Source organism: Pseudoalteromonas sp. SWXJZ94C, from assembly GCF_015864385.1.
Taxonomy (GTDB): Bacteria; Pseudomonadota; Gammaproteobacteria; order Enterobacterales; family Alteromonadaceae; genus Pseudoalteromonas.
Genome location: NZ_JADYXF010000006.1, coordinates 105,441 through 131,598 on the forward strand (window position 1 = coordinate 105,441; position 26,158 = coordinate 131,598).

At 38.7% G+C, this 26,158-nt stretch carries 25 protein-coding genes; 12 read left to right on the forward strand and 13 right to left on the reverse strand.

The window, feature by feature from the left end; all coding sequences use genetic code 11:
• The first annotated feature begins 12 nt into the window (after nt 1-12).
• Both I6F65_RS04040 and I6F65_RS04045 read left to right on the forward strand, forming a co-directional pair.
• Nucleotides 13-762: an electron transfer flavoprotein subunit beta/FixA family protein gene (locus I6F65_RS04040; RefSeq protein WP_197111655.1), complete on the forward strand. Its 750-nt coding sequence runs from the start codon at nt 13-15 to the stop codon at nt 760-762.
• Nucleotides 763-1,689, forward strand: coding sequence for an electron transfer flavoprotein subunit alpha/FixB family protein (locus I6F65_RS04045; protein WP_197111657.1), 927 nt, complete (start codon nt 763-765; stop codon nt 1,687-1,689).
• 88 nt (nt 1,690-1,777) lie between these two features.
• On the opposite strand, the gene I6F65_RS04050 is transcribed toward I6F65_RS04045, so the two are convergent.
• Together I6F65_RS04050 and asnS are read right to left on the reverse strand one after the other, a co-directional pair.
• Nucleotides 1,778-2,704: a PstS family phosphate ABC transporter substrate-binding protein gene (locus I6F65_RS04050; RefSeq protein WP_166109109.1), complete on the reverse strand. Its 927-nt coding sequence runs from the start codon at nt 2,702-2,704 to the stop codon at nt 1,778-1,780.
• 271 nt (nt 2,705-2,975) lie between these two features.
• Nucleotides 2,976-4,373, reverse strand: coding sequence for an asparagine--tRNA ligase (gene asnS / locus I6F65_RS04055; protein ID WP_024612616.1), 1,398 nt, complete (start codon nt 4,371-4,373; stop codon nt 2,976-2,978).
• A 298-nt stretch (nt 4,374-4,671) separates the two neighbouring features.
• Here asnS and I6F65_RS04060 point away from each other — a divergent pair, with 298 nt between their 5' ends.
• Nucleotides 4,672-5,106 carry an AAA family ATPase gene (locus I6F65_RS04060; RefSeq protein ID WP_024612615.1) on the forward strand — a complete coding sequence of 145 codons (435 nt, stop codon included), beginning with the start codon at nt 4,672-4,674 and terminating at the stop codon, nt 5,104-5,106.
• Between the two features lie 455 nt (nt 5,107-5,561).
• On the opposite strand, the gene I6F65_RS04065 is transcribed toward I6F65_RS04060, so the two are convergent.
• From I6F65_RS04065 to bioA, 8 genes are all read right to left on the reverse strand, one after another.
• Complete coding sequence (locus I6F65_RS04065) at nt 5,562-6,626, reverse strand: two-component system response regulator (protein WP_166109108.1); 1,065 nt, start codon at nt 6,624-6,626, stop codon at nt 5,562-5,564.
• Nucleotides 6,627-6,666: 40 nt separating this feature from the next.
• A complete protein-coding gene (locus I6F65_RS04070) occupies nt 6,667-7,032 on the reverse strand; it encodes a response regulator (protein WP_166109107.1) in 366 nt (121 codons plus the stop codon).
• Entirely contained in the window at nt 7,007-8,197 is a 1,191-nt protein-coding gene (locus I6F65_RS22040) for a HAMP domain-containing sensor histidine kinase (RefSeq protein WP_166109106.1), read from the reverse strand. The genes I6F65_RS04070 and I6F65_RS22040 overlap by 26 nt, the downstream gene beginning before the upstream one ends.
• A 444-nt stretch (nt 8,198-8,641) precedes the next feature.
• Entirely contained in the window at nt 8,642-9,658 is a 1,017-nt protein-coding gene (locus I6F65_RS04080) for an ABC transporter ATP-binding protein (RefSeq protein ID WP_197111659.1), read from the reverse strand.
• 14 nt (nt 9,659-9,672) lie between these two features.
• Entirely contained in the window at nt 9,673-11,172 is a 1,500-nt protein-coding gene (locus I6F65_RS04085; RefSeq protein WP_024612105.1) for an iron ABC transporter permease, read from the reverse strand.
• On the reverse strand, nt 11,172-12,212 hold the full coding sequence (locus I6F65_RS04090) for an extracellular solute-binding protein (RefSeq protein WP_165726090.1): 1,041 nt from the start codon (nt 12,210-12,212) through the stop codon (nt 11,172-11,174). The genes I6F65_RS04085 and I6F65_RS04090 overlap by 1 nt, the downstream gene beginning before the upstream one ends.
• Nucleotides 12,213-13,025 (reverse strand): hypothetical protein, encoded by an 813-nt coding sequence (locus I6F65_RS04095; RefSeq protein WP_197111661.1) that lies wholly within the window; start codon nt 13,023-13,025, stop codon nt 12,213-12,215.
• A gap of 160 nt (nt 13,026-13,185) precedes the next feature.
• The gene (gene bioA / locus I6F65_RS04100; protein ID WP_197111663.1) at nt 13,186-14,487 is read right to left on the reverse strand and encodes an adenosylmethionine--8-amino-7-oxononanoate transaminase; all 1,302 of its coding nucleotides are present in this window, start codon (nt 14,485-14,487) and stop codon (nt 13,186-13,188) included.
• 94 nt (nt 14,488-14,581) lie between these two features.
• Between bioA and bioB the strand changes: the two genes are divergently transcribed.
• From bioB to htpX, 6 genes are all read left to right on the forward strand, one after another.
• Nucleotides 14,582-15,622 (forward strand): biotin synthase BioB, encoded by a 1,041-nt coding sequence (gene bioB, locus I6F65_RS04105; protein WP_024612103.1) that lies wholly within the window; start codon nt 14,582-14,584, stop codon nt 15,620-15,622.
• Nucleotides 15,623-15,634: 12 nt separating this feature from the next.
• Nucleotides 15,635-16,792 carry an 8-amino-7-oxononanoate synthase gene (locus I6F65_RS04110; RefSeq protein ID WP_197111665.1) on the forward strand — a complete coding sequence of 386 codons (1,158 nt, stop codon included), beginning with the start codon at nt 15,635-15,637 and terminating at the stop codon, nt 16,790-16,792.
• A complete protein-coding gene (locus I6F65_RS04115; RefSeq protein ID WP_197111667.1) occupies nt 16,789-17,664 on the forward strand; it encodes a methyltransferase domain-containing protein in 876 nt (291 codons plus the stop codon). The genes I6F65_RS04110 and I6F65_RS04115 overlap by 4 nt, the downstream gene beginning before the upstream one ends.
• Before the next feature lie 28 nt (nt 17,665-17,692).
• Nucleotides 17,693-18,376, forward strand: a complete 684-nt coding sequence (gene bioD, locus I6F65_RS04120; protein ID WP_197111669.1) for a dethiobiotin synthase — start codon at nt 17,693-17,695, stop codon at nt 18,374-18,376.
• A gap of 162 nt (nt 18,377-18,538) precedes the next feature.
• The gene (locus tag I6F65_RS04125) at nt 18,539-20,122 is read left to right on the forward strand and encodes an FAD-dependent oxidoreductase (RefSeq protein ID WP_197111671.1); all 1,584 of its coding nucleotides are present in this window, start codon (nt 18,539-18,541) and stop codon (nt 20,120-20,122) included.
• 208 nt (nt 20,123-20,330) lie between these two features.
• Nucleotides 20,331-21,194 carry a protease HtpX gene (htpX, locus tag I6F65_RS04130; RefSeq protein ID WP_197111673.1) on the forward strand — a complete coding sequence of 288 codons (864 nt, stop codon included), beginning with the start codon at nt 20,331-20,333 and terminating at the stop codon, nt 21,192-21,194.
• An 86-nt stretch (nt 21,195-21,280) separates the two neighbouring features.
• Here the strand turns inward: htpX and gloA are convergent, their stop codons facing one another.
• Together gloA and I6F65_RS04140 are read right to left on the reverse strand one after the other, a co-directional pair.
• Complete coding sequence (gene gloA / locus I6F65_RS04135) at nt 21,281-21,808, reverse strand: lactoylglutathione lyase (RefSeq protein WP_197111675.1); 528 nt, start codon at nt 21,806-21,808, stop codon at nt 21,281-21,283.
• Nucleotides 21,809-21,923: 115 nt separating this feature from the next.
• Nucleotides 21,924-22,307, reverse strand: a complete 384-nt coding sequence (locus I6F65_RS04140; protein ID WP_197111676.1) for a hypothetical protein — start codon at nt 22,305-22,307, stop codon at nt 21,924-21,926.
• 323 nt (nt 22,308-22,630) lie between these two features.
• On the opposite strand from I6F65_RS04140, the gene I6F65_RS04145 reads away from it, so the two are divergent.
• Both I6F65_RS04145 and I6F65_RS04150 read left to right on the forward strand, forming a co-directional pair.
• Entirely contained in the window at nt 22,631-22,972 is a 342-nt protein-coding gene (locus I6F65_RS04145; RefSeq protein ID WP_197111678.1) for a DUF302 domain-containing protein, read from the forward strand.
• Between the two features lie 406 nt (nt 22,973-23,378).
• Nucleotides 23,379-23,882: a DUF421 domain-containing protein gene (locus I6F65_RS04150; protein ID WP_197111680.1), complete on the forward strand. Its 504-nt coding sequence runs from the start codon at nt 23,379-23,381 to the stop codon at nt 23,880-23,882.
• Nucleotides 23,883-23,962: 80 nt separating this feature from the next.
• On the opposite strand, the gene I6F65_RS04155 is transcribed toward I6F65_RS04150, so the two are convergent.
• Nucleotides 23,963-24,580 carry a trimeric intracellular cation channel family protein gene (locus I6F65_RS04155; protein WP_197111682.1) on the reverse strand — a complete coding sequence of 206 codons (618 nt, stop codon included), beginning with the start codon at nt 24,578-24,580 and terminating at the stop codon, nt 23,963-23,965.
• A gap of 457 nt (nt 24,581-25,037) precedes the next feature.
• On the opposite strand from I6F65_RS04155, the gene I6F65_RS04160 reads away from it, so the two are divergent.
• Nucleotides 25,038-25,673, forward strand: coding sequence for a cold shock domain-containing protein (locus I6F65_RS04160; RefSeq protein WP_197111691.1), 636 nt, complete (start codon nt 25,038-25,040; stop codon nt 25,671-25,673).
• The last annotated feature ends 485 nt before the right edge of the window (nt 25,674-26,158 follow it).

Here is a 26,158-nt window from a genome sequence, read left to right on the forward strand (position 1 = left end):
TATGGAGTTCCTATGAAAGTTCTCGTACCAATAAAAAGAGTGATTGATTACAACGTAAAAGCTCGTGTTAAAAGTGATAACAGCGACGTTGATTTAACTAACGTAAAAATGGCAATGAACCCGTTTTGTGAAATAGCGATAGAAGAAGCAATACGCCTTAAAGAAGCTGGTACAGCCAGTGAAGTTGTTGCAGTAACTATTGGTCCAAAAGCGTCGCAAGAGCAATTACGAACAGCATTAGCATTGGGCGCCGACAAAGCCATTCACATCGAAACCGATGAAAAGCTCGAGTCACTTCATATTGCAAAGCTCTTGGCTAAGATTGTTGAACAAGAATCTCCTGAGCTTGTAATTTTAGGTAAACAGTCAATCGACTCAGATAATAATCAAACAGGTCAGATGCTTGCTGCGCTTACTAATCGTGGGCAAGGTACATTTGCATCAAAAGTGGTTATTAACGATGGCAAAGTAAACGTAACCCGCGAAGTGGATGGCGGCCTGCAAACGGTGGCACTTAATCTACCTGCAGTTGTTACAACTGATTTACGCTTAAACGAGCCTCGTTATGCATCACTGCCAAATATTATGAAAGCCAAACGTAAGCCGCTTGAAGTAATAGCAGCTGATTCGTTAGGTGTCGATTTAACACCGCGTATTCAATTAATAAGTGTAGAAGAACCAGCTAAACGTACAGCAGGAATAATTGTTGAAGACGTTGCACAGCTTGTAGAAAAATTAAAAACAGAGGCAAAGGTGATTTAAATGAAAACACTCGTAATTGCAGAGCACGACAACGGTGCCTTAAAACCAGAAACCTCAAAAACTATTAACGCCGCAGTAAAAATGGGTTTTCCTGTTGATGTACTTATTGCAGGTAACAGCCTAAGCGCAATGAGCTCACAAGTTGCTAGCATTGAAGGCGTAGCTAATGTTTTAGTTGCTGACAATAGCGTTTATGAACATCAGTTAGCTGAGAGTATGACCGATTTAGTTTTATCACTTAGCGATACCTACAGTCACATTGTTGCAAGTGCGACGACAACAGGCAAAAACTTTATGCCACGTGTTGCTGCGTTATTAGATGTTGCGCAAATTTCTGAAATTATTGCAGTAGTGGACGCCGATACATTTAAACGTCCTATTTATGCAGGAAATGCAATCGCAACGGTTAAGTCACTCGATAGTAAAAAAGTAATTACCGTACGTGCAAGTAGCTTTGATTTACAAGGTGAGCAATCAGCAGCGGTTGTTACTAATATTGATACTGTGTCAGATTCACAATTAAGTAGCTTTGTAAGTGTTGAACAAACAGAGTCAGAACGTCCAGAGCTTACGGCTGCCACGGTGGTTATATCGGGTGGTCGTGGTATGCAAAACGGCGAAAACTTTGCCTTGCTTAATGGTATTGCCGATAAACTCGGTGCTGCGATTGGTGCGTCGCGCGCAGCGGTTGATGCAGGCTTTGTACCTAACGACATGCAAGTTGGTCAAACAGGTAAAATTGTAGCGCCTAATTTATACATTGCAGTAGGTATTAGCGGTGCTATTCAGCATTTAGCGGGTATGAAAGACTCAAAAGTAATTGTCGCGATTAATAAAGACCCAGACGCACCTATTTTTCAAGTTGCAGATTACGGGTTAGTCGCAGATTTATTTGAAGTACTGCCACAGCTCGAAAGTGCTTTATAGTCTTTAAATAAACAAACTTATTCTGGTTGAAAGCTGTGATACTCTTTGGGTATTACGGCTTTTTTTAGTTATGTAGTTTATAGAGTAATTAAAATTCTGCCATTGAATAATGATGATCTAATAATGCTGTTTTTACCTTTTTAGTTTTTAATATATCTAAAACCAGTTTAGCTTGCGCAACAGAGCGCTCCGATTGGCTGTTTACTAATAATATTAATGGTCTTACAAATGTGTAATTACCATTTTGAATGTTCTCATGATTTACTTTAACGCCATCTATTCCTAAAATATTAACCTTGTTTATTTGTTTGCTACCCAGTAATTGAGATATTGCACCGTAGGACTCGTATGCAATAGCATTTGGCATTCTTTGCACGATACCTAATGCTTGATTAAATTCATCATATAATTGCACATCTTGTTTTGAGAAAAGACCACGATTACCTGATTTTTTCAATTTTATAGTGTTGCTGTTTGGTATTTGCATATAATTGAGGTCTAAAAACTCAAGTAATATATCAAATGTCCCATGATTAGTTGCTTTACTAAACAGTAAAACCTTCTTATCACTTGTACGTTTAGGCAAGTAGTCTGGGTTTATTTGCTGCCAGTTTTCATATTTTCCTGAGTAAACATTTCTTAACTCTTCAACCGATATATTATCTATTTTATTTTCAATATTAGTAAAAAAGACAAGCGCATCTTGAGCTATTATAATTTGCGTTATATGTGGATATTTCTCTTGTTCTTCATTTGTTAAATAACGAGAGCTTGACCCTAAATCAATAAAGCTTTCTGCAATTGCTCTTATGCCTTTTTCACTACCCATTGATCTAATTTGCATTGGAGTATTTGTTTTCTTTTGATAGCCCGGTTTAACCAGTTCAAGTAAGTGAGATACCGAGGATGAGCCGCCTATGAGTAGAGGTTTATTAAATTGATTATTATTGTTTGATACCCCCATAGAATATGTAGAAGCAAGTACCGATACTGCTAAAATAAAGTTTTTAATCATATAAATAGCCTTAAGTTCTTTTATTAAACTATAGACCATATAGGTGAAATAGGAGGGTAGTTTGTAGCAAGTTTATTACAGTTAATTACGCGACTGATAAGTATTAATTGTTGTGGGTTTTAATTTGTAAATTTATGACGATCTACTATTTTTAGACCGGTATGAGAGATTTTTTTGTTGTTAAATGACGAGCCCAAATATACTTTCATTGAATAAAAAAACCAGCTACTAAGCTGGTTTTTCAATATTTTAAAACAGTTTACTTACCAATTTAGTAAGTTGCGCTGCCTTTAGTACGAGGGAAGGCAATAACGTCACGTACGTTGCCCATACCTGTTACATAAGCAACTAAGCGCTCAAAGCCTAAACCAAAGCCTGAATGTGGCACGCTACCGTATTTGCGTAAATCGCGGTACCAGCTGTAATCTTCTTTGTTTAAGCCCATTTCTTCTAAACGCGCATCAAGCACATCAAGGCGTTCTTCACGTTGTGAACCACCAATGATCTCGCCAATACCAGGCGCTACAATGTCCATCGCGGCAACGGTTTTACCGTCTTCGTTTTGGCGCATGTAAAATGCTTTAATGTCACGTGGGTAGTTTTTAATAACTACTGGTGCTTTAAAGTGTTCTTCAGCAAGGTAACGCTCGTGCTCAGACTGTAAATCTACACCCCATTCAACAGCGTACTCAAACTTTTTACCACAGTTTTTAAGAATCTCTACTGCTTCAGTGTAATTTACCTGTGCGAAGTCTTTTTCTACAAATTCTTCTAAGCGCGTAATTGCTGTTTTTTCTACACGTTGTGCAAAAAATTCCATGTCATCACGGCGTTCTTCAAGTACTGCTTTAAATACATACTTAAGCATGTTTTCAGCAAGTTTTGCTATGTCTTCTAAATCAGCAAACGCAACCTCAGGTTCAACCATCCAAAATTCTGCAAGGTGGCGAGATGTGTTTGAGTTTTCTGCACGGAATGTTGGGCCAAATGTGTAAATTTTTGACATTGCAGACGCGTAAGTTTCACCGTTTAACTGACCTGATACAGTAAGGAATGCTTCTTTACCGAAGAAATCTTCGCTGTAATCAACTTCGCCTTTGTCTGTAAGCGGTAAGTTTTGCATATCAAGCGTTGATACACGGAACATTTCGCCAGCACCTTCACAGTCACTTGCCGTAATGATTGGCGTGCTGATCCAGTAAAAACCTTGCTCGTGGTAAAAACGGTGAATAGCTTGTGCTAAACAGTTACGTACACGAGTTACTGCGCCAATCATATTTGTACGAGGGCGAAGGTGAGCGTGCTCACGTAAGTACTCAATGCTGTGGCGCTTTGCCGACATTGGATAAGAATCAGGGTTTTCTACCCAACCTAATACAGTCACTGTATTAGCTTGTATTTCGAAAGATTGACCTTGACCAGCAGATTGAACTAAAACACCTGTAACCGACACAGAACAACCGGCTGTTAAGCTAGTAACTTCATCATAATTATTAAGTGAATTAGGAACTACCGCTTGAATAGGATCAAAACACGAACCGTCATGAACGGCTAAAAATGAAATTCCTGCTTTTGAATCGCGGCGAGTACGGATCCAGCCCTTAATTGTTACTTGGCTGTCTACCGCAACATTGCCTTTTAATAGCTCTGAAATCGCTAAATGGCTCATCTTCACTCCAATGATAATAAGTTGCCTAACTATTTTTATTTAACTGTGCGCAGCACTCTGGCTTTAATTGCTCATAAACGGCGCTGCACTTGAACCCTGTATCTTACCTAGTAAAGTTAAATAAAAAAACTATTGTAGGCAACTCTTTAAAACTTTTTATGCATACGGTTTATTTTTAAACAGTTTTTAGGGTTTAATTGCCACAATTGTTATTTGGTGCTCTTAAATTTAATGGTTTTGTGGCATTATTAACAACAAATCAAATTTATATTTATTCACTCTTAAAAAAATCGATGCTATGAAACAAGTTTTTATTTTACGAGGACTACCAGGAAGCGGTAAGTCTTACTATGCACAAAACCTAGCTGATGAATTAGGCGGGGCTGACGAAAGCCAATATCTAATTTGTTCGACTGATGATTATTTTATTGATGATCAGGGGGAATACCACTTTGATAAATTTAAATTACCGCAATTTCATAATTTAAATTTAGCGCGCTTTATAAATTCACTTGCTCAAGGAATACCCTTGGTGATTGTTGATAATACTAATATCAAAAAGTGGGAATTTGTAGCGTACTCACAAGCGGCTACCGCTTTAGGTTATCAGGTTAAAGAAGTGATAGTGGGTGAAGTTAAAGACAAATCTATGCAACATTTATACGCTAAGCGTAACTCTCACCATATTCCGCTTAAAACAATAAGCAAAATGGCGTACATGTTTGAGTGGTAGTTTTTAAATCTATTAACTAGATTTTAGTTAAAGCGTTAATATCTCATTTTGTAATAGCATCTAAATGAGCAGTAATTTTATTGCTGCTCCAATCTCGCCATGAAATATCTCAAAGTTTATTAATAGTTGCGCTATCAAAACGGCTTTTTATAAATTTCCGGATTACTGCTTGCAGTCGTACAAGCAAACACATCGTTTGCTACTACTACTTTACTGGCTTAATCTAGAAAGATAAACAGACCCTGTTTTATCACCAATAAAACCAAAGTGGTAAAGCACATTTGCTTCAAAATTCTCAGGTCCATCTGGATTGTTTTAATAAATATAGTCACTTATTTCAATATTGGCAGAGGTTTAAAGTATTTAAAAAAAACATTTGAGTAAAGCCTTGCATTGGTGAAGGCTTATTGGGGTATGGTCGTTTATAGCGTTTTCTTTAATTAATTATGGACGTGTTACTTTTCAGCATACTTTTGTTTAATCGCTAAAATATCTTCTTGAACTGCAAAAAAAGCATCTACTATTTCTGGATCAAAGTGACTTCCGCTACCGTCTTTAATAATGGCAAATGTTTTCTCTTGTGAGAATGATTTTTTATAAGGACGCTTTGACGACAGGGCATCAAATACATCAGCAATAGCAACTACGCGTGCTGCAATTGGAATTTCATTACCTTTTAAGCCATCAGGATAACCAGAGCCGTCCCATTTTTCATGATGTGAGCGAGCAATAACTTCACCTAGTTTAATAACTTCAGAATCAGAACCTGAAAGTATACTCGCGCCTACAACGGTATGCTGTTTCATTATTTCCCATTCTGCGGCGTCTAGTTGACCCGGCTTTAGCAAAATATGATCAGGTGTAGAAATCTTTCCTAGGTCATGCATTGACGCTGAAAACAAAATGTTTTCAACTGTCGTTTCATCTAATCCAAAGCTGCGTGCAACGGCTTCAGAATATAAACTCATTCGTTGTATGTGCGCGCCAGTTTCTTCATCTTTATATTCAGCAGCTTTAGTTAATCTATTAATTGTTTCAAGCGATGCATCTTTAATAGCTTGCATTGCTTGTTTTAATGACTCAGTTCTTTGGGCAACTTCAGTTTCTAATTGCTTCTGATAATTAGTTCTTAAATCGTTATAGTCTTTAATTTTAAGAAGGGACTTAACACGCGATAACAACTCGTTTTTATCTACAGGCTTTGTAATAAAGTCATCACAACCAGCATCAATTCCTTCTACTCGTTCTTTTGTCTCTCTTAAAGCAGTAATAAGTATGATAGGTAAAAGTTTTAATACAGCATTTTCTCTAACACGGCGTGTTACTTCAAAACCGTTCATGCCTGGCATCATTATATCAAGTAAAATAATGTCAATTGGTTGCTCGGCTAACAAGTCTAATGCTTGTTGACCACCAGTAGCGGTTACTGTTTTATATCCCTTAGGTTCAAGGTAAGCTTGCATGAGTTCTATATTTTGAAGATTGTCATCAACAACCAAAATTAAAGGGCTATCTTTCATCAACTTTTCCTGTGTATTAAGGTTTGAACCAAGGTGGTTATTACTTTATATATAAACTTATTTGTTTAGCGAACATGCGTGTGTCTATAGGCTTAGAAATATACGCACTGTTAGGTATACACAGTAATTGGTCTATATCAGCGGGTAAAACAGAAGCCGTAACAAATACAATAGGGATATTTGCAGTTTCTTTTTCATCACGCAAAATTTTGGCAACTTCTGTTCCAGACATATCTGGTAGTTGAACATCTAAAATAATAATTTTTGGGTGTTCACGTCTTATTGCCAAAAGGGCATCTTTTGCATTCATGGCAGTGAATACTTCAAAATTTGCCATGAGTAAAAGATCCTCCTCTAGCAATAGATTATTAGCGTTATCGTCAACTACTACTATTTTGGTTTTCATTATGCTTTACCATAGGCTTTTGTTTAATTGGCAAAGTTATACGAACCGAAGTGCCTTTATTAACACCTTCAGATTCAATAACAAATTCGCCTCCATGCAACTTTACTAGACTTTTTGCAATAGGCAGTCCAAGTCCTGTACCTTCTGTTAATCTAGAGTAGGGGGTTTCTATGCGAAAAAAGCCTTCAAATATTTTTTCCATATTTTCAGCCGCAATACCAATACCCGTATCCCAAATTGTTATCTCTATTTCTGTATCAGTATGGCGTGTTTTAACACCAATTTGACCAGTATCAGGCGTAAATTTAACTGCATTTGAAAGCAAATTATAAAGTATCTGTTTAACTTTAAGAGAATCAGCTTCAATAGAGGGTAAATCATCAGCAATTTCAAGGCACATGTTCAGTTTTTTTTGATTAGCTGTATCTGCTGTAAGCCCCGTAATTTCGTGCAGTACTTGGCGAATTGGCAAATGAGAAATGGTCAGAGTCATTTTGCCCGCTTCAATTTTTGCCATATCCAGTATTTCGTTAATAAGTAACAGTAAGTGTTTGCCACTTACCAGTACATTTTTAACATACTGTTTTTGTTTGTCGTTTAAAGTGCCAAATGTCTCATCGTAAAGTACCTCAGAAAAACCATTAATAGAATTAAGCGGGGTTCTCAGTTCATGCGACATATTTGCTAAAAACTCTGACTTAACTCGAGCTGCACTTTCTAAATCATTTGTAAGCACTTCTAATTCTTTGTTTGCTTTTACTAACCCTTCTTGAATCGCATTACGTTCGGTAATGTCTTCGATAGATAATAAAATAATTCGATCTTTTGACTGAGTACGTTTAATTTGCCTTGCGTTGAGCAACATTGTACGCCAGCCAATTGTTTTAAAATTATGCTCAACTTTGTAATCATCAAAGCTCGTTTTTTGAGGCAATATGGTTTCTAATAATTCACGAAGCTTGGGAATGTTCCATTGATTATTACCAAGGTTGTATATTAACTTTCCAACGGTGTCTTTGTGATTAGCGCGAAAAAACTCATAAAATGAGCGACTCGCTGTTACTACTCTTAAGTTCTGATCTAAAACAATGAGTGGTTCTCGAACTGTATTTACAATACTTTCAGAGTATTCTAATAGTTCTTTTTTGGTACTTATTTTATCCACTTTCTAAATCCTTTGTACCATTAAGGGCTGAACATTATCTTAAACTTATAAAGAATAATTTAGGTTCATTAACGCTGTGAATATAATTTTATTTTTATAATACGTTAGCTAAAAGCAATGCTTAATAATGTGTTTTAATGTATGTGTGTGGTTTTAACTAATATAAAAGGCGTAACCTGATAAACGATACCTGAGGGGAACTGTTTGAACATTAATCTTTGTTCAGTAAACAGTAACAGCCGATTAATAGCAACAGGTTCATAATTTAACCTGCATATTATTGTTTTTTATTGACTATAGTGAATTTTTTAAAGGTAGAAAGTATTAGTTTTAAGCGCAATAGGGTTTTAACGGGGAACGTATTTAAAATTGAATTTTGGCTCTAAATAGCAAGTATTGATGTAGGTATTAATGTTTAAATTAATACCTACATCAATCTTTTAATCAGTCTATAGTTTTATAAGCCGCTAGTGGGTGTGATGTGCTTAATGAAACATGTACTTCATCGCCTGGGTTTACCACAACTTCATGGTTTACTCGGCTAGTTACAACGGTAGAGCACGCTAATTTTATTGCACACAAGCGGCTGCCACCTTCAAAACGTACCCAAATGACTTCGCCGTTATTACCAACACTGCTTTGTACAAGCAATACATCGTCAGGGCGTAGCAGTACATCAACATCACCACTTTCACAGTCAACGCCATGAGCCGGCGCATTACCAATCGAGGTAGTGACTTGTCCGTTCTCAAAGCTGCCTGCAATAAAGCTTGCTTCACCTAAAAAACGTGCCACAAAACGATTGTTTGGCGTGCTAAAGCAGCGCTCGGGTGTATCGATTTGCTGAATTTTACCACCTTTTAAAACGCCAACACGATCACCAACCGAAAGAGCTTCTTCTTGATCGTGTGTTACCCAAATAGCAGGTACGCCAGCGGCTTTAAGTGCGTTTCTAATATCCCAACGAAGCATGTCTTTAAGGGCAGCATCTAAGTTAGAAAGCGGCTCATCAAGCAATACAAAGTCTGGCTGATGGGCAAGGGTGCGCGCAAGTGCTACACGTTGTTTTTGTCCGCCAGAAAGCGTTGCTGGTTTTTTTTCTCTAAAATCGCTCAGTCCAAGTAGGTTTATCCAATACTCGGCAGGGGCTGTATCTTTTAATCTAAAGCAAATGTTTTGCTGTACGGTTAAGTGCGGAAATAACGCAAAATCTTGAAATACCATGCCTACACTACGCTTTTCGGGAGGTACCGTTAATTTTGGTGTTGCACGCCATTTATCAACGTTTATTTCACCTTCGCTAATAGGTATAAGACCAGCGAGTGCTTGTAAAATAGTACTTTTACCACAACCTGTAGGTCCTACAAGCATAAGGATTTCGTTTTCACCCAGTGATAAGTTTAAATCGCTTACTACACGGTTACTTCCATAATCTATAGACAACTTACTTACAGATAGCATTTATTTTTAAATCCTTAGTGTTCAAACTGGTTGCGTTTTTCGCCAGAAAGCATAATAGCTAACGCGCAGGCAGAAATCACTACTAAAAGTAATCCAGGAATAGCAGCACGACCAAAATATCCCGCTTCGTATACACGCCATAAATAAGTCGAAAGGGTTTCAAACCCAGTAGGACCAAGTAGCAAAGTGGCTTCTAATTCGCGCATTGATTCTAAAAATACCAGTGCTGCGCCAGCAATAATACCGCGCATAGTTAAAGGCAGTGTAATGCGAGTAAATACTTCGCGGGGGCTTGCGCCAAGTACGCGCGCAGACTTTACTAAGCTTGGATCTAAGTGTTCGGTGCTTGTTCTTACAGAGCCTACTGCAAGCGGTAAAAAACGCAGCATATAAGCAATAATAAGCAGCCCTAATGTTTGGTATAAAAATGATAACTGCAAACCACCGTAAACAAGCGCTGTGCCCATTACTATACCCGGAATACCAAAACCAAAATAAGTGACTCGTTCCATTATTTTGCCCGCTTTACCACTAAGTGCTGCATGTGCAACGGGTATTGCAACAATAACGGTTACTACAGCGGCAATAAGCGATGCATATGTTGAATTCCATGCAATACTAAAATCAAAAGAACTTAAACCATCTCGTGCTAACCAAAGCGAAAATATGGCAAGCGGTAAACCAATAGCTAAAAACAATATAGGAGCAAACGTTAAAAACATTGCACTTAACTGCCATTTTTTAGGGAATAACACTAATGAACGACCTTGTTTTTCGGTCGCTGTTTTTATTTGTGATTCTAGTAATAACAAAAACCCTACAATAACCATTAGTTGCAGCGAGAGCATTGCTGCGCGACCTAAAGCAAACGAGTTGTATTCAACATAAATTACACGGGTAAAGGTATCTAGGCGCATCATTGCCGGTGTACCAAAGTCTGATAATGTATAAAGCGCAACTAACAAAGAGCCGGCTGCAATGCCATTAACTACACGCGGTAATATTACTTTAAACACGCTTTGTGTCATCGACATGCCTAGCGTACGTGCTGCGTTAACCATACTCGCATCAAGACTAAGTAAGGATGAACGAGTTGTCATCATTACAAATGGGAAGGTATACAGCGTCATTACAATTGCAGCGCCTGTTAAACCATACATTGATGGTGTTTCTATTCCCGTTAAGGTATTTATTTCACCTCCAGGACCAAAAGCAGCATAAAGGGTAAATGCGCCAATGTAGCTAGGTATTGCAAGCGGGGCTGCAAATATAACTAGCCACAGTTTTTTGAAAGGTAAATGAACATAGGCACTAATAAACGCCAGTGGCACACCAATTAAAATAGAGCCTAATACCGTTAATCCCATTAAAGATAACGTGTTGCCTAAAATTTTAAGATTGTGGCTATCAAATACTGAGCTTGAATCGCTCGCTAGTACCATTAATATAAAAACAGGGGTAAGCGTAATGAGCGCTGCAAGCAGCGCCATTGGGTAAGAGGCAGGTATTCTCATTACAATACGCCGCTGCTACGCATCAAATCTATAGTAGGGCGTAAATCAGCAAGCTGTGTTAAATCTACTTTAGGTGGAGAAATATTAGCAAGTGACGGTAAACCTTCAGGTTGGGTAATACCATTTACTAGTGGAATTTCGTACGCTTCGCTGGCTAAGTAACCTTGTACTTCTTTACTTAGTAAGTAACGCATAAAGTTAGTAGCAAGCGGATCGTCGTTAAGCGCTAATACACCCGATGCATTAACTAAACAGCCAGCATCATTTTGTGTAAATGCTAAATCAAGTTTAGCATCAGGCTTGCCTGATTTTAAACGCAATGTGTAATAGTGATTAGCAAAACCAATATCAACTTCGCCACGTTCAACGCCCATAACAACACCTAATTCACCAGCGTATGTTTTAGCACGTTTTTGAATCTTTTTAAGCCACTTAGCGGTTTTGTCGTCGCCTTCTAAAATTCGCATTGCGGTTACAAATGATTGAAAAGAAGCGTAGGCGGGTGCCCAACCAATACTTAAATCGCTGTCGGCAATTTCCATAATACTTGTTGGAATTTGATCTTTGGTCAAACGCGACGTGTTATATGGCAATGTACGAATGCGACCAGTTACAGGTGCCCACTCTTTATATCTAAATTGTGGTTGTAACTGAGCAGATAAATCACTTGGAATAGGTTGTGCAAGACCTGCATCGGTTACTAAACCAATCGCGCCTGAGTCAACTGCCCAAAATAAATCAGCGCGGCGAACACCCGCTTTAGACTCAGCAACAATGGTATTAGCTAACGCAGCCGTTGGACCTCGGCGTATACCGAGTTTAAAGTCTGGATTTTTTTTCTGGATTGCTTGTAATACGTTTTCATACAAACCACCTTCGCCTCGGCCTAAATAAAGGGTTAGCTCACCTTTAAGCTTTGGTAAATCATCAACAGAAACAGGGTTTGCTATATCAGCGGCTAGCGCACGAGAAAGAGGTAGTGGCAATGAGCCAACCACCCCTAACGCAGCTAGGCCTTGAATAAAGGTCCTACGCTTCACTTAAAATACATCCTTACGTGCTTTTTCGGCTTTTTCTATTAAAACCTTAGCGCGGTCTAATTTTGTTTGCATATCACTAATCACATCGCGTACTTCATCTACGCTTTTGCTGTTTTTAATTGCTTGTGGCAGTGTTACGTTAAAGTCTTTTTCCAGCACTTCAACTAGTTTTGCGTCTTGCTCGATAAGAGTACCTTCTACGCCTTCAAACAGGTGTAGGTAAGTATCGTGAACAATTTCAGTTGCTTCGTCTTGTAAGCGCTCAGCAAATTTAGCTACTACACGGTCTAATTTGTGCTTAATTTCGTCAATTGTCGCGCTTTGTGTCATTTGAGTTGTAGCGGTTGCTTTTACAGCGTCTAACAAGCCTTTTTGCTGGAATTTTGCAGCAAGCTTAACAGCCCCAAGACCTTGCCACAAGGCTATGTTCATCGCTTCTTGCTCTTTACGTACTTCAGCCGCTGGTTTAGCATTTTCGATAGCCATTTTAACGCCGTAAATACCTTGCCAAATAGAGGCGTATACCGGTACAAAGTTAGTTTCTATTGCACTATGAAATTTTACTGATTCCCAATATTCAATTAAATCATCAGTTTTTACCGCTTTTGCGCCTTTAGTATCGTAGTCGCTTACCATGGTATCAACTTTGCCTACCATCCATTCTACTTCTTCGGTGTAGCTTTTAATGTTTTCTTGAAGATGGTTTACATGCTCACCAATAGGGCCGTTGGCAAATACAGGTTGAGCCATAAACGCCGAGGCTAGTAAAAGGCTTGCACCTAAGGTTTTTGCTGGTTTAAATAATAAATTCATAGCAGAAAAGTCCAAAAAGAGTAATTGTAAATGATAGCCATTATCATATAGCTTATGGTTAGTGAGATCAATAACCACAAACTCGCTTAATAGATAAAAACACTAAATGTAGCGGTAAGTTACCTATAAATAGCACTATAAGTTGTATTGAGACCCGTTATTAAGCGTAATGCTTGCCTTTAATGGCGTTATAAATAGCATTACACAGTGTTTTTATACTGGTTTCGTCACTTATATACGGTGGCATAAGGTAAATTAGTTTACCGAATGGGCGGATCCACACACCTTGCTCTACAAAATAAGCCTGAATTCTAGCAACATCAACATTACCAGCAGTATCCTTTAGCTCAACAACGCCTATTGCACCTAAGGTACGCACATTGGCAACCGCATCTAGTTCACTGCATTTATTAAGTTGTTGTAGTTGGGTGTTTATTTGGCTTATTCGTTGTTGCCAGTTTTGCTCAAGTAATAAATCAATACTTGCGCAGGCTGCTGCACAGGCAAGCGGGTTACCCATAAACGTAGGACCATGCATTAAAACACCCGCTTCACCTTCGCTTATGCCAATAGCTATTTTATCGCTTGTTATAGTGGCTGATAACGTCATTGAACCGCCGGTTAATGCTTTACCAATACACATTATATCGGGCTCTATATTGGCGTGCTCTACAGCAAATAATTTACCAGTACGACCAAAGCCTGTGGCTATTTCGTCGCAAATTAGCAGTACGTTATATTGGGTGCACAATTTACGTACGCAAGCTAAATAATCAGGGTGATAAAAGTTCATACCACCCGCGTTTTGTACAATAGGCTCAATGATAAAGGCGGCTACTTGGTTGTGGTTTGCTTTAAAGTATTCTTCAAGCTCTTGGGCTTCACCGTGGTTAAACTCGCTATCAAATTTACTAACCGGCGCAGGCACAAATACATGCTCAGGTAAAAAGCCTGAATATAAACTATGCATTGAGTTAACGGGGTCGCATACGCTCATGGCTGCAAAGGTGTCGCCATGGTAGCCCTTGTAAGGTGTCATTAATTTTTGTTTTGTAGTAATACCTTGGCTCAACCAATATTGCAGCGCCATTTTTATTGCCACTTCAACACTTACTGAGCCGCTGTCGGCTAAAAACACTTTAGTTAAACTAGGTGGCGTTATATTTACTATTTTTTTGCACAGCTCTACCGCACTGTTATGCGTAATACCGCCAAACATAATGTGGCTCATATTATTAATTTGCTCAATCATGGCGTTATTTATAACAGGGTGGTTATAGCCATGTATTGCACTCCACCACGAGGCCATACCATCGATTAATTGCTCGCCAGTTTCGAGGTGAATAATATTGTGATTTGCATGTGTAACGGGATATACCGGAATTGGCTTGGTCATAGATGTGTATGGGTGCCAAATGTGCTCACGATCAAAATCAAGGTCAATCGTATTCTTTTTATTCATATGTAAACTTTAAATTGGTTGGGTTCGTTGACAATGGTACTTCAACTCGTAGACTAAGCCAATATCACCGTTATGAAAAAAATAAGAGAGTATTATGGAACTTGCACCTGTTCGTCACAATTGGACCCACGATGAGGTTAAAGCATTATTTGAAATGCCATTTAACGATTTACTTTTTAAAGCCGCCTCGGTTCACCGTGCTAACTTCAACCCAAATGAAGTGCAAATTTCTACCTTGTTATCAATTAAAACAGGCGCTTGCCCAGAAGATTGTAAGTATTGTCCGCAGTCGGGTCATTACCGAACAGATTTAGAACGCGAACGCTTAATAGAAGTAGAAAAAGTAGTAGAGCAAGCACGCCTTGCAAAACAAAAAGGCGCGACGCGTTTTTGTATGGGCGCTGCTTGGTCAGATCCAAAAGACAGAGACATGCCATACATTTCGCAAATGGTTAAAGAAGTAAAAGAGCTAGGGTTAGAAACCTGTATGACGCTGGGTAAACTCACTAACGAAAAAGCCCATGAGCTTAGAGACGCAGGGCTTGATTACTACAATCATAATCTCGACACGTCACCTGAGTATTACGAACAAATTATATCAACCCGTACTTTTCAAGATAGATTAAATACCATTGATCACGTACGCGATGCAGGTATGAAAGTATGCTCAGGCGGAATAGTCGGTATGGGCGAGCAAGCAAGCGACCGTTATGGGTTACTGATGCAGCTAGCTAATTTGCCACAACAGCCAGAAAGCGTGCCTATTAATATGCTCGTTAAAGTTAAAGGCACACCGCTTGAAAACGCAGACGATTTAGATCATTTTGAATTTGTACGTACCATTGCAACAGCACGCATTATGATGCCACACAGTTATGTACGTTTATCGGCAGGGCGTAACGCCATGAACGAGCAAATGCAGTCAATGTGCTTTTTTGCAGGCGCTAACTCAATATTTTATGGCGACAAACTTCTTACCACCGAAAACCCAGACGCTGATGCCGATATGAACCTAATTAAAAAACTAGGTATGAACCCCGAAACGCGTCACGACTATTCAGACGAAGCAGTAGAAGCCTCGCTTTCATCGCAAGTAGCCGACAAAGCAACGTCTGAATTGTTTTACGAAGCGTAGGCTTTTATATCTATGCCTTTTGATTTTATAAATACGCATCTGCAGGCTCGCCAGCAAGATGCGTTACTTCGTAAGCGCCACGTAGTGCAACATGCAACAGCGCGTACCATAACGGTTAATAATAAAACCTATCTTAATTTTGCCAGTAACGATTACTTAGGCTTTGGAGATGTGGCTGTTAATATTAATGACTCCCAAGCATTAGGCAGCCACAGCTCCGCATTAGTGACAGGTTATCAGGCGCAGCAAAAAGCGCTTGAGCAATACTTATGCGAGCAATTTGGTTATGGCGCAGGGATGCTATTTAACTCAGGGTTTAGCGCTAATAGCAGCGTAATTAAAGCGTTGTTTCAAGATAAAGCAGCTGCACAAAACAGCGCTATTTTTCAAGATAAGTTAAATCATGCAAGCCTGATTGACGGGGCTATGCATTCTAACGCGGCTTTAGTACGTTTTAATCATAACGACATGAACCATTTACGTTCACGGCTCGAAAAATCAAAAGCGCAAAACAAGCTAATTATAAGCGAAGGTGTGTTTTCGATGGATGGCGATACCGCACCTCTTAGAGAATTGCTCGCACTTGCAAAACAGCACAACGCATGGCTAATGATTGATGACGCACACGGCTTTGGTGCATTAGGTAAAACCGGTTTGGGCAGTTGCGAAGCGTTGTTAGATGAGGGTTTAGCGCTTCCCGAAATACTGGTTATTACCTTTGGTAAAGCAGTCGCCAGTAGCGGCGCATGTGTATTAGGCAGTAAACAGTTTATTGATTACATGCTGCAATTTAATCGTGATTACACGTATTCAACCGCTATGTCGCCGCTTATGGCAAGCCATACACTTGCGCGTATTAAAAGCATAAAAACAGCCAATGATAAACGCGATAAGCTAAATGCCAATATTGCGTTATTTAAGCAACTCGCTAAAACTCACAATATTGCTGTAATGCTATCAAACACAGCCATACAACCCATTGTATTAAGCTGCGCTGAGCAAACGTTGCAAGCGGAAGATAAACTTAAACAACAGGGTATTTGGCTCACTGCAATTAGACCGCCCACGGTTGCACATAACACCTCACGTTTGCGCATTACTTTAACCGCCGCACATACCGAGCAAGACATAACGCACTTAGTTAAACACTTAGTAGGTGCAATAGCATGACTGCTCAGCCAGTATTAAAAACAGACCTAGTGCAAACACAACGAGTAAAACCATGCCTAGTGGGTAGCGATTTAAATAGAGAGTTAAACAAGGATTTAAGCAAGGAGCTAAACAAAGAGCTTAAAAAGTCTGCCCAAAGTAAGTTTTCAAAGGCGGCAGCGCGTTATAACACCCATGCAAATGTACAAAAACACGCAGCAAGCGATTTATTTTCACTCATAAAACCAGACTTTAATAAAAATAAGCTTTGTGTTGATTTAGGTGCAGGTCCGCTTGTTAATACGCATACCTTACAAAGTATGTTTGCAAGCGTTATTGCAATGGATTTGAGCTTAAACATGCTGCAAAGTAGTGATTTAACTACATCAAAAATATGCGCCGATATGGATAACTTACCGCTACAAGCAAACAGTGTTGATGTAATTTACAGTAATTTTGCAGTGCAGTGGTCTGCTAATTTCTCGGCTTTAATGCAATCACTTTACAGCATATTAAAACCAGGCGGGCAGGCGTACATAAGCGCTGTGGTAGAGGGCTCACTTAACGAAATAAAAACAGCCTTTGCAGCGCTTGATTCTAACAGCCACATAAATACCTTTAATAGTGAATTGCATATAAACCAATCAGTCCAAAATGCAGGGTTTACTATTAACAGCGCTCAAAAACGTATTTATACCGATGAATACACAACACCTTTAAAAGCTATTGCCTCTATTAAAGCTATTGGCGCTACTACACAAAATCATACCAATACGCGCCAAGGATTACTTACCAAGTCAGCACTGCAACATGTATGTAATGCGTATCCGCTTATAAATAACAAAGCATGTGTGTCTTATCATGTGGTGCTGTTATCATTAGAAAAACACTAAATAAGCCCAAAGACATTAAAGGCAACGCATGAAAGAATTTTTTATAACAGGCACCGACACCGATGCCGGAAAAACCCACGTTACCAGTTTGCTATTAAAGTTACTTGCCCAACATAAAAAACAAGCCATTGGCTTTAAACCCCTTGCTGCTGGCTGCGAAATGGCGTTCGATCAGCTAGTAAATGCCGATGCCCTCATACTAATGGAAAGTGCAACAGTCAGCGCTAAATACGACGTAGTAAATCCGTTTGCGTTTGCACCACCTATTGCGCCGCACATAGCCGCTGAGCAAGTTGGGGTTAGTATTACTGTAGATAAACTAAGTAATGCTTATAAAGATGTAAAACAGCAGGGTGCTAATTACATACTTACCGAAGGCGCTGGTGGCTGGGCGTTACCTATTAACAATACGGAGTATTTATACGACTGGGTTAAAGCAGAAAAAATGCCGGTAATACTCGTTGTAGGCATGAAGCTAGGTTGCTTAAATCATGCGTTACTAACCGCTGCGCATATGCAAAGTATGGGTATAAACTGCGTTGGCTGGATTGCAAACCAAGTAGATAAAAATATGGACGAGTACCAAGCAAACCTTGATTCACTTAAAGCACGTTTACCGTTCCCAATACTTGCCATAAGCCCATACAGCGAGCAAACTCCTAAATTACAAATATACAAAAGCTTACTCAATACCCTCGATTTAAATTCTTAAAAATTAAAATACTGCTTTGTTAAATACAAAGCGGTTTTTGTATTGAATACATGAACTTATTTATTGTGTTTAAGCCTTGAAATAGCCTACGTTAGTACACATATAAACTTTACCAACTGCAGATGACATTTACGACAATGTTACTAAGGACATAACGACTATATGACGCACCCATTTATTAAAAGCTACGCCCAAAATGCGCACGTAAGCGCCGAGCCAAAAGCACTAAACAATGGCTTACCTAAAAAACGCGTAGGCATAATAGGTGGGGGCACCGCAGGCGCCACAATAGCCATTAGGCTTGCTGCGTTAGGGTTAGAAACTTACGTACTTGAAAAGAAAAAGTCGTTAATTGATGGTCCTCCAATGTGCCATTTGCACGCAGGTGGCAATTTATATCGCGAAATACCCGACGAAGACTGCATAGATTTACTCAAGCAATGTATAGATATTGCTCGCCTTTATCCCCATACCATCGATGTTCGCCCTACAGTATTTGCAGTGCCCAAGCGCGATGACGACTCACCCGAGGACTTATTTCCGCGTTTAAATAAATTAGTAAAAGCCTACAGCGAGCTTATTGAACAAGACAGCGCTAATAAAGTATTAGGCGAGCCAGAGCATTATTATCAGTTATATAGTCGCGCACAAATGCTAAAACTTGCTAAGCAAAAACAAGTAGCCAAGCCAACGTCGTTAGATGAGTGGATGATACCCGTCGCTAAGCATTTAGATTTAGATAAGCTAAAGTTTCCGCTCATTGTTGCACAAGAATATGGTTGGAATATATTTCGTTTATCGGCCAGTGCTCAACTCGCCCTTGCCGAGTACAAACATGCACACGTTTTAACCAGCACCAGCGTTAAAAATGTATCGCCAGTTATAAATAGTAATAATGATAAGCAAACACATAAGTGGCGCATTGAATATCAATCAGAGCCAAATCTTAATGCGCAAACTGATTCAAAAGCCGATACACAAACCATTGAGGTAGATTACCTAATTAATGCGTGTGGTTTTCAAACCGGTATTATTGATGACTTGGTTGGGGTAGATGTAAAACGTATGGTTGAATTTAAAGCCTCTTACATCACTCATTGGCAAGGTGCTGGTGGGCAAATACCCGAAATAATTATTTATGGTAACCGTGGCACGCCAGAAGGTATGGCGCAGCTAACGCCTTACCCTAACGGGTATTTTCAAATACATGGCATGACCAACAACATTACATTGTTTAATGATGGATTAGCTGATGCAACGCCAATGAGCGCACAGCCTAAAATTCCCAATAAATATCTGCATTACATTAAAGATGGCTGGGACAAAACAGCATTGCAAACACGTACTCAAACCGCAATTGATTATGTAGCCGAGTTTGTACCCGCGTTTAAAAGTGCTAGCACACAAAATAATGCCTTGTTTGGCGGGCAACAAATCCCAGGGGATGACGACACTTTGCGCGTAGCTGATGTAAGTTTATATTCTCATATTAGTTATGCACGGGCTGAAAATGTAAAAGCATCGTCAACGTTAATAGCTGCAGATCAAATAGTGGCTGAGTTTATAAAATTGGGAATATTAAGCTGTGATCCTACTATAAATCATCATCGTGATACTCATCAATGGTCGTATCTAAAACATAATAGCCGCGAAAATATTGGTGAAGTAGCACGTGTATTGGCCGGTGAGCGTGGTTTTCCTATTGAAATGGCCGGCGTAAATAACAACCTGTATGAAGCTATTTAGCCCACACATTTTATGCTTAAATAATGGCAAAAATGCCACATAAAAAATTATTAATAAACATAAAAATAATACTTGTGTTATGACATAGTTTGTCACAGAATAGCGTTAACAAAATGACATAGTGTGTCATTTTGTCGTGATTGCTTTAGCCGATTTAATACAAAATATTTTAATCGTTCAGTGATCAATACTATTTTGTGAGGACAATATGAAACGTGTATTTTTGTTTTTATTAACCAACCTAGCAGTTATGTTGGTATTAGCTGTAGTGCTTTCAATAATAATGAGTGTGCTGGGTTTAAGCCATCGTAGCCTTGGCGGAATTTTACTTATAGCCTCAGTATTTGGTTTTGGCGGATCGTTTATTTCGTTACTTATGTCGAAATGGATCGCAAAAAGATCAACAGGCGCACATGTAATTACACAACCGCGCAACGAAACCGAACATTGGCTTGTGCAAACAGTATCTGAGCAAGCCAAAAAAGCAGGTATTAACATGCCTGAAGTGGCAATTTACGAAAGCCCAGAAATGAACGCGTTTGCAACCGGCCCAAGTAAAAACAATTCATTAGTGGCAGTAAGTTCAGGTTTGTTACACCACATGAACCAAGATCAAGCCGAAGCTGTACTTGCCCATGAAGTATCGCATATTGCTAATGGCGACATGGTAACGCTTACGCTAATACAAGGCGTGGTAAACACCTTTGTAATATTTGCCGCAAAAGTACTTGCAGGCATTGTAGACAACTTTATAAATAGCGATAAAGAAGAGGGCGGCAGTAGCTGGACTTACTTCTTATTTGATATGGTATTTCAAGTATTATTTGGTGTGCTTGCAAGCATAGTGGTTGCAAGTTACAGCCGTAAACGTGAGTTTGCAGCCGACAGTGGCGCAGCAGAATTGGTAGGTGCAGACAAAATGCGCTCAGCTCTTGAGCGATTAAAGCAAAACCACCCGTCGCAATTACAAGGCTCAATGATGGCCTTTGGTATTGCAAGTGGTAAAGGTATGGCTGAGTTGTTTTCATCGCACCCACCGCTTGATGCGCGAATAGACGCACTGCGTAAATAACGTTTAAATATTACTTACTACATAACCAAAAGCCTGCATTAGCAGGCTTTTTTATGTGTAATATTTTAGTTATCGAGAAATAATAATTACTGAGAAAGAATAATTTCAGTAATTCCCTCAGCAGAGAGTATTTCAATCCAGTAACCGTCAGGGTCTTTAATAAACGCCAAGCCTTTCATTGAGCCATCATCTGGTTTTTTTACAAATTCAACATCGTATTTTGCAAAACGCTCACTTGCTGCGTATACGTCTGGCACGCTAATGCCAATGTGACCAAAGCCTTTTGGTTCTTGATTGCCACTGTGGTATCCCTCAAAACTGTCGTCGCTTTCAGTGCCCCAATTATGCGTTAACTCAATTAAGGCAGGGCGACGAAACACCCATTCAGCTTTTGCTTTATCATCGCCTTCTGGCAGCTCTTGCTCGTAGCCTAAAAAGTAAAGCGTAAACTTCATACCAGGAAAGTCATACTTACCTAACAGCTTCATACCCAATACATTTTGATAAAATTCTAAAGACGGTTTTGGATCTTTAATACGCAACATAGTTTGCTGCATAACAAAGCCTTGAGTAGCTTGTGCAACTTGTTCTGGAGATTCGTTATAGTTAGACATGGTGATCCTTTCTAATAATTAAGAAGCGAAAGCATAGATATAATGCTTAAACTATCATAATCAACTCTAAGTTTAATTTAAACTCACCTAGGCATTAAAGAATGGTTGATAATAGTTAATGCAGCTTTAAATCATTTATAAAAAACGTACCCCACGTAGCTTCATCACTGCAGCCATTTATTTCAGGACCCAGAAAAAAACAGCCATAACCCTTAGATTTAGTGTATTGCCTTTCTTTGTAAACAATGCCATCTGTTCTCGAGGTCCAAGTTGTTGTGTGTTCGCGACCATAAGGGAACATTATGGGGAATGGCGCTATTGGTGAAATAATAAGGCCAACCCACTTAAAGCCCCCTTTGTATTTTACTTCTTTTACGGCTGTTCCTCTTTTTGGTATTTTTCCTGTGATATGTGTTTCAACATATACTAAATCGTATGAAATACAGCCTTGCAAACAAAGTATCATTGACAAAGTTAATACCGGTTTAATCAATTTCAAAATAAATCCTTTTAATTTAACAACAACATAGAGCGTCATCTAACATTACGGGCTTCTATGAAAAACAGTTAATATTCTCACCAAACAACGATTGAGTAAATTTATTATTTATAGCTTTTACGCTCCACAGTTGATAAGTTTTTGACAGCAAAGCAATCAATATTTTAAAAAAGTGAAAGAGAAACTTATATTCAAAGGAGAAAGTATGAAAACATTAAACATTAAACATTATTTTTGGACTCGCATTACTCTTTGCTATTACAAATGCTAACGCAGTAGAGGGACTAATTTCAGTAAAAAGCCCATTAAGCGCTAAAGCCACTATGGATAAGTTTGAGAATTCGGCAAAACAAAAAGGGCTAAATATATTTGCACGAATAGATCATGCAGCTGGTGCTAAAAAAGTAGATAAACAACTACGCCCAACAGAGGTTCTTATATTTGGTAACCCTAAAGGCGGTACGCCTCTTATGCAGTGCGCACAAACAATAGGTATTGATTTACCGCTAAAAGCACTGGTTTGGGAAGACGCACAATCGCAAGTATGGTTAAGTTACAACGATCCTACTTATATAGCTGAGCGCCATAATGCTGTAAATTGCCCAGCGGCTAAAAAAATAGGTAAAGTATTGCACTCACTCGCAACAACTACGGTTAAGCAATGATTAACGCTTAGCAAAGTAAGGATTATTTTTGAACAAGCTTTTACTTTTTTATGCCTGTTTTTACAGGCATTTATAATACTCTCGCTAATTAGTTTTTTTACAGGTATTTACAATGCTTATATAGTATTTGCTGGTGGCGATCCTAAATTAATAGCAGGGCATATTGCATCAGGTATTGTAATTTCGTTAATACAAATTGCACCAGCAATAGTTGGTTATTTTATAAGTTACATGCTGCTCAAAAATAAACGTGTAAATGACTTTGCATTGCTTAAACCTGCTTTAAATTTTTATGCATATCTATGGCTTTTATTTATCCCCATTGGTACGATTTTAGGTGCAAAGCTATTAACTAAATTAAAGAAGGGTTAAATTTAATAGCGGCTTTAAAAATAAAGGAGTAAGCATGTTTTTTGATGATGTTCAGGGTTTAATGCGCGTACTTATTATTGGTGTACTGGGTTATGTAGCGCTGGTGTTTTGGTTGCGTGTATCGGGCAAGCGAACACTATCTAATTGGAATGTGTTCGACTTTGTAGTCACCATTGCGCTGGGCTCTATATTAGCGTCTGTTATTATTTCAAAAAGTGTCCCGCTGTTTGAGGGCATTCTTGCCTTTATGGTACTAATAGGGCTGCAATACGCTATTACTTGGTTTAGTGTGCGCTCGTCAAAATTTGCAGCGCTTGTAAAAGCAAAACCCACATTATTATTAAGTAATGGCGAGTATTGTAATTCAGCCCTTAAATCACAACGGGTAACAAAGTCAGAAATTCGCGCTGCTGTGCGAGGCGCCGGTATTATTGCAATAGAAGAGGTTGCCGCAGTTGTACTCGAAACCGATGGCAGCTTTAGCGTAATGGCACACAATAACAGCGGCTCTAAAACCGCGTTAAGCGATGTAGTGTGAGTACAAATAGTAAGATCATTAAAGAGAAGACAGGCTTTATTGCCTAGCAGATTCAAGCCTGTCTTATATAACTATTTTAACTATTTAGCAGGTTCTAATAAACTAAACGTAGGTAAGCGCCATTTAAAGCGTATTGACGCCATACGTATTAAGTATCCCGCAACTAGGCTTACAACAATGCTTAGGTTGTCGTCAATATTATAATGGTGCAGTGCTAAATATAGGCACGCTACAATTAACGCTACGCTCGCATACAGCTCGTTATGCAATACCAACGGCGCTTGACGACATATTAAATCACGCAGTAAGCCACCAAATACGCCAGTAACAATAGCTGCCACTACACAAATACCGTAGTGCAAGCCCATATTAAGCCCTACTTGGCAGCCAATAATACTAAAGGCAGCTAAACCAAGGGCATCTAAGCGCATAAATATACCTTTAAACTTAACCACCCATTTAGCAAGCCACGTAGTAACAATACCGGCAATACAGGTAATTAATAAATACTCTGGGTGTTGTACCCAGGTAAGTGGGTAATTGCCAAGTAATATATCTCGTACGCTACCACCGCCAATTGCGGTCGCACTGGCTACCAGCACTACGCCAAACCAATCCATTTTCATTCGCCCTGCGCTAAGTGCGCCCGTCATGGCTTCTGCTGTAATACCAATAATATAAACAATCGTTAATAGCATGAGATAATCACTTGAAATATGTACGTAAAAACAAGGTGTGGATTGTATAGATAAAACGGGCAAATAACGAATGAGAAATCACACTAAAAAAGCTTAATTCAGATAGAAATAACTTATGACAAAATCTTGTGTAAACAAGCTGTTAAGCTAGTGGCTTTGTACAAAGTTATTGTCAGAAGTTAAAGGACATATAGCCGCAAATTACAAATAAACAAGTTGAATTTTTACTTAGCTTTACTTTAAGGCTTAATTATTTAAGCGCTTAGTTAATAGTTAAATTTAATAACTTTTTAATAACTTGGTTTATTAATTTTGTTTAATAGATAAAGCGTAAAATTAACGTAATATGAATATTTAGTTGCATGGTTTTGATTTAGGAACGTATAATAACAAGTGTTAATTAAATGAAACTAGCGTAAAGCGCAGTTTAAGCATTACAGGTTATTAAGGCACTTATATGCACAAAGGATTGTTAAAATCGTGGAAAACCGACAAAGGGTTTGGTTTTATTAAATCAGACACTTTAGAACACGACACGTTTATACACATATCAGCGCTCAAACACATGAGCCGCAAGCCTAAAGTGGGCGATACCATTTATTTTGAAGTAGCGACCCAGCCCGATGGTAAAACCAAAGCAATTAATTGCCGCATAGAAGGCGTTGCAGAACTTAAAGCACCTAATCAAACAACTAATGCAACATTTAATAAAACGGCGAATGCACCACATTCTAATACAAGCCATAACAAGCCGCACCGCATTGCCAAATCTAATTTTGCCAGTAGCTTTTTAGGTAAAGTCGCCTCAATTGGTCTTATCGCCGTACTTTGTTTATATGCATTTAATAAATACAACACTCACTCAAGCAGCCAAACACCCGTTATTACCAATGACGATTTAGCTACCTTTGATAAAAAATACCCAAAAGTCGTTATTCCAAAAAGCACGCAAAATTTTACGTGTGATGGCAGGCAGCACTGTAGCCAAATGACATCTAAAGACGAAGCAATATTTTTTATTAATAACTGCCCGAATACAAAAATGGATGGCGATAAGGATGGTGATCCTTGTGAGAGGGATACAAGATTTTAAAGGCTAGGGATATAAAGCTTTAAATAAAAATAGAATTAATTAATTGCTGTGTATAGGTACAGTAATTTGAGTTTTGTCCCATAACATTATTGAAAGTCGTTTTGGGGTTAAATAACAAAGGCTACTGAGTAGCGATTGTAATTGTCTGTTTATAAATGAGTTGTTTGGTTTAATTATCGAACAACGTAATATACGCCGTTTTGGGGTGTTATAACCCTCAAAGTGGGTTTAATAAGCTGTTAAGCGTACTGGAGAATAATTTTGATTCATCTGAGCATCATTATTTGGGTGTGTGTGTTTGTATTTGTAGCCACATCAATTCTTACTTTATTAGATGTTGCTGGAATTCGTAAAATTGAAAACAAGACACATAGTAATGCACTGTTCGCTACCTTAATTGTTGCTGTATGTAGTGGTAAAGTAATTTTGGCCACCCATTAAGAAAGAAATGTTATGCTATTTGCATACAAATTTGGGTGAAAAAA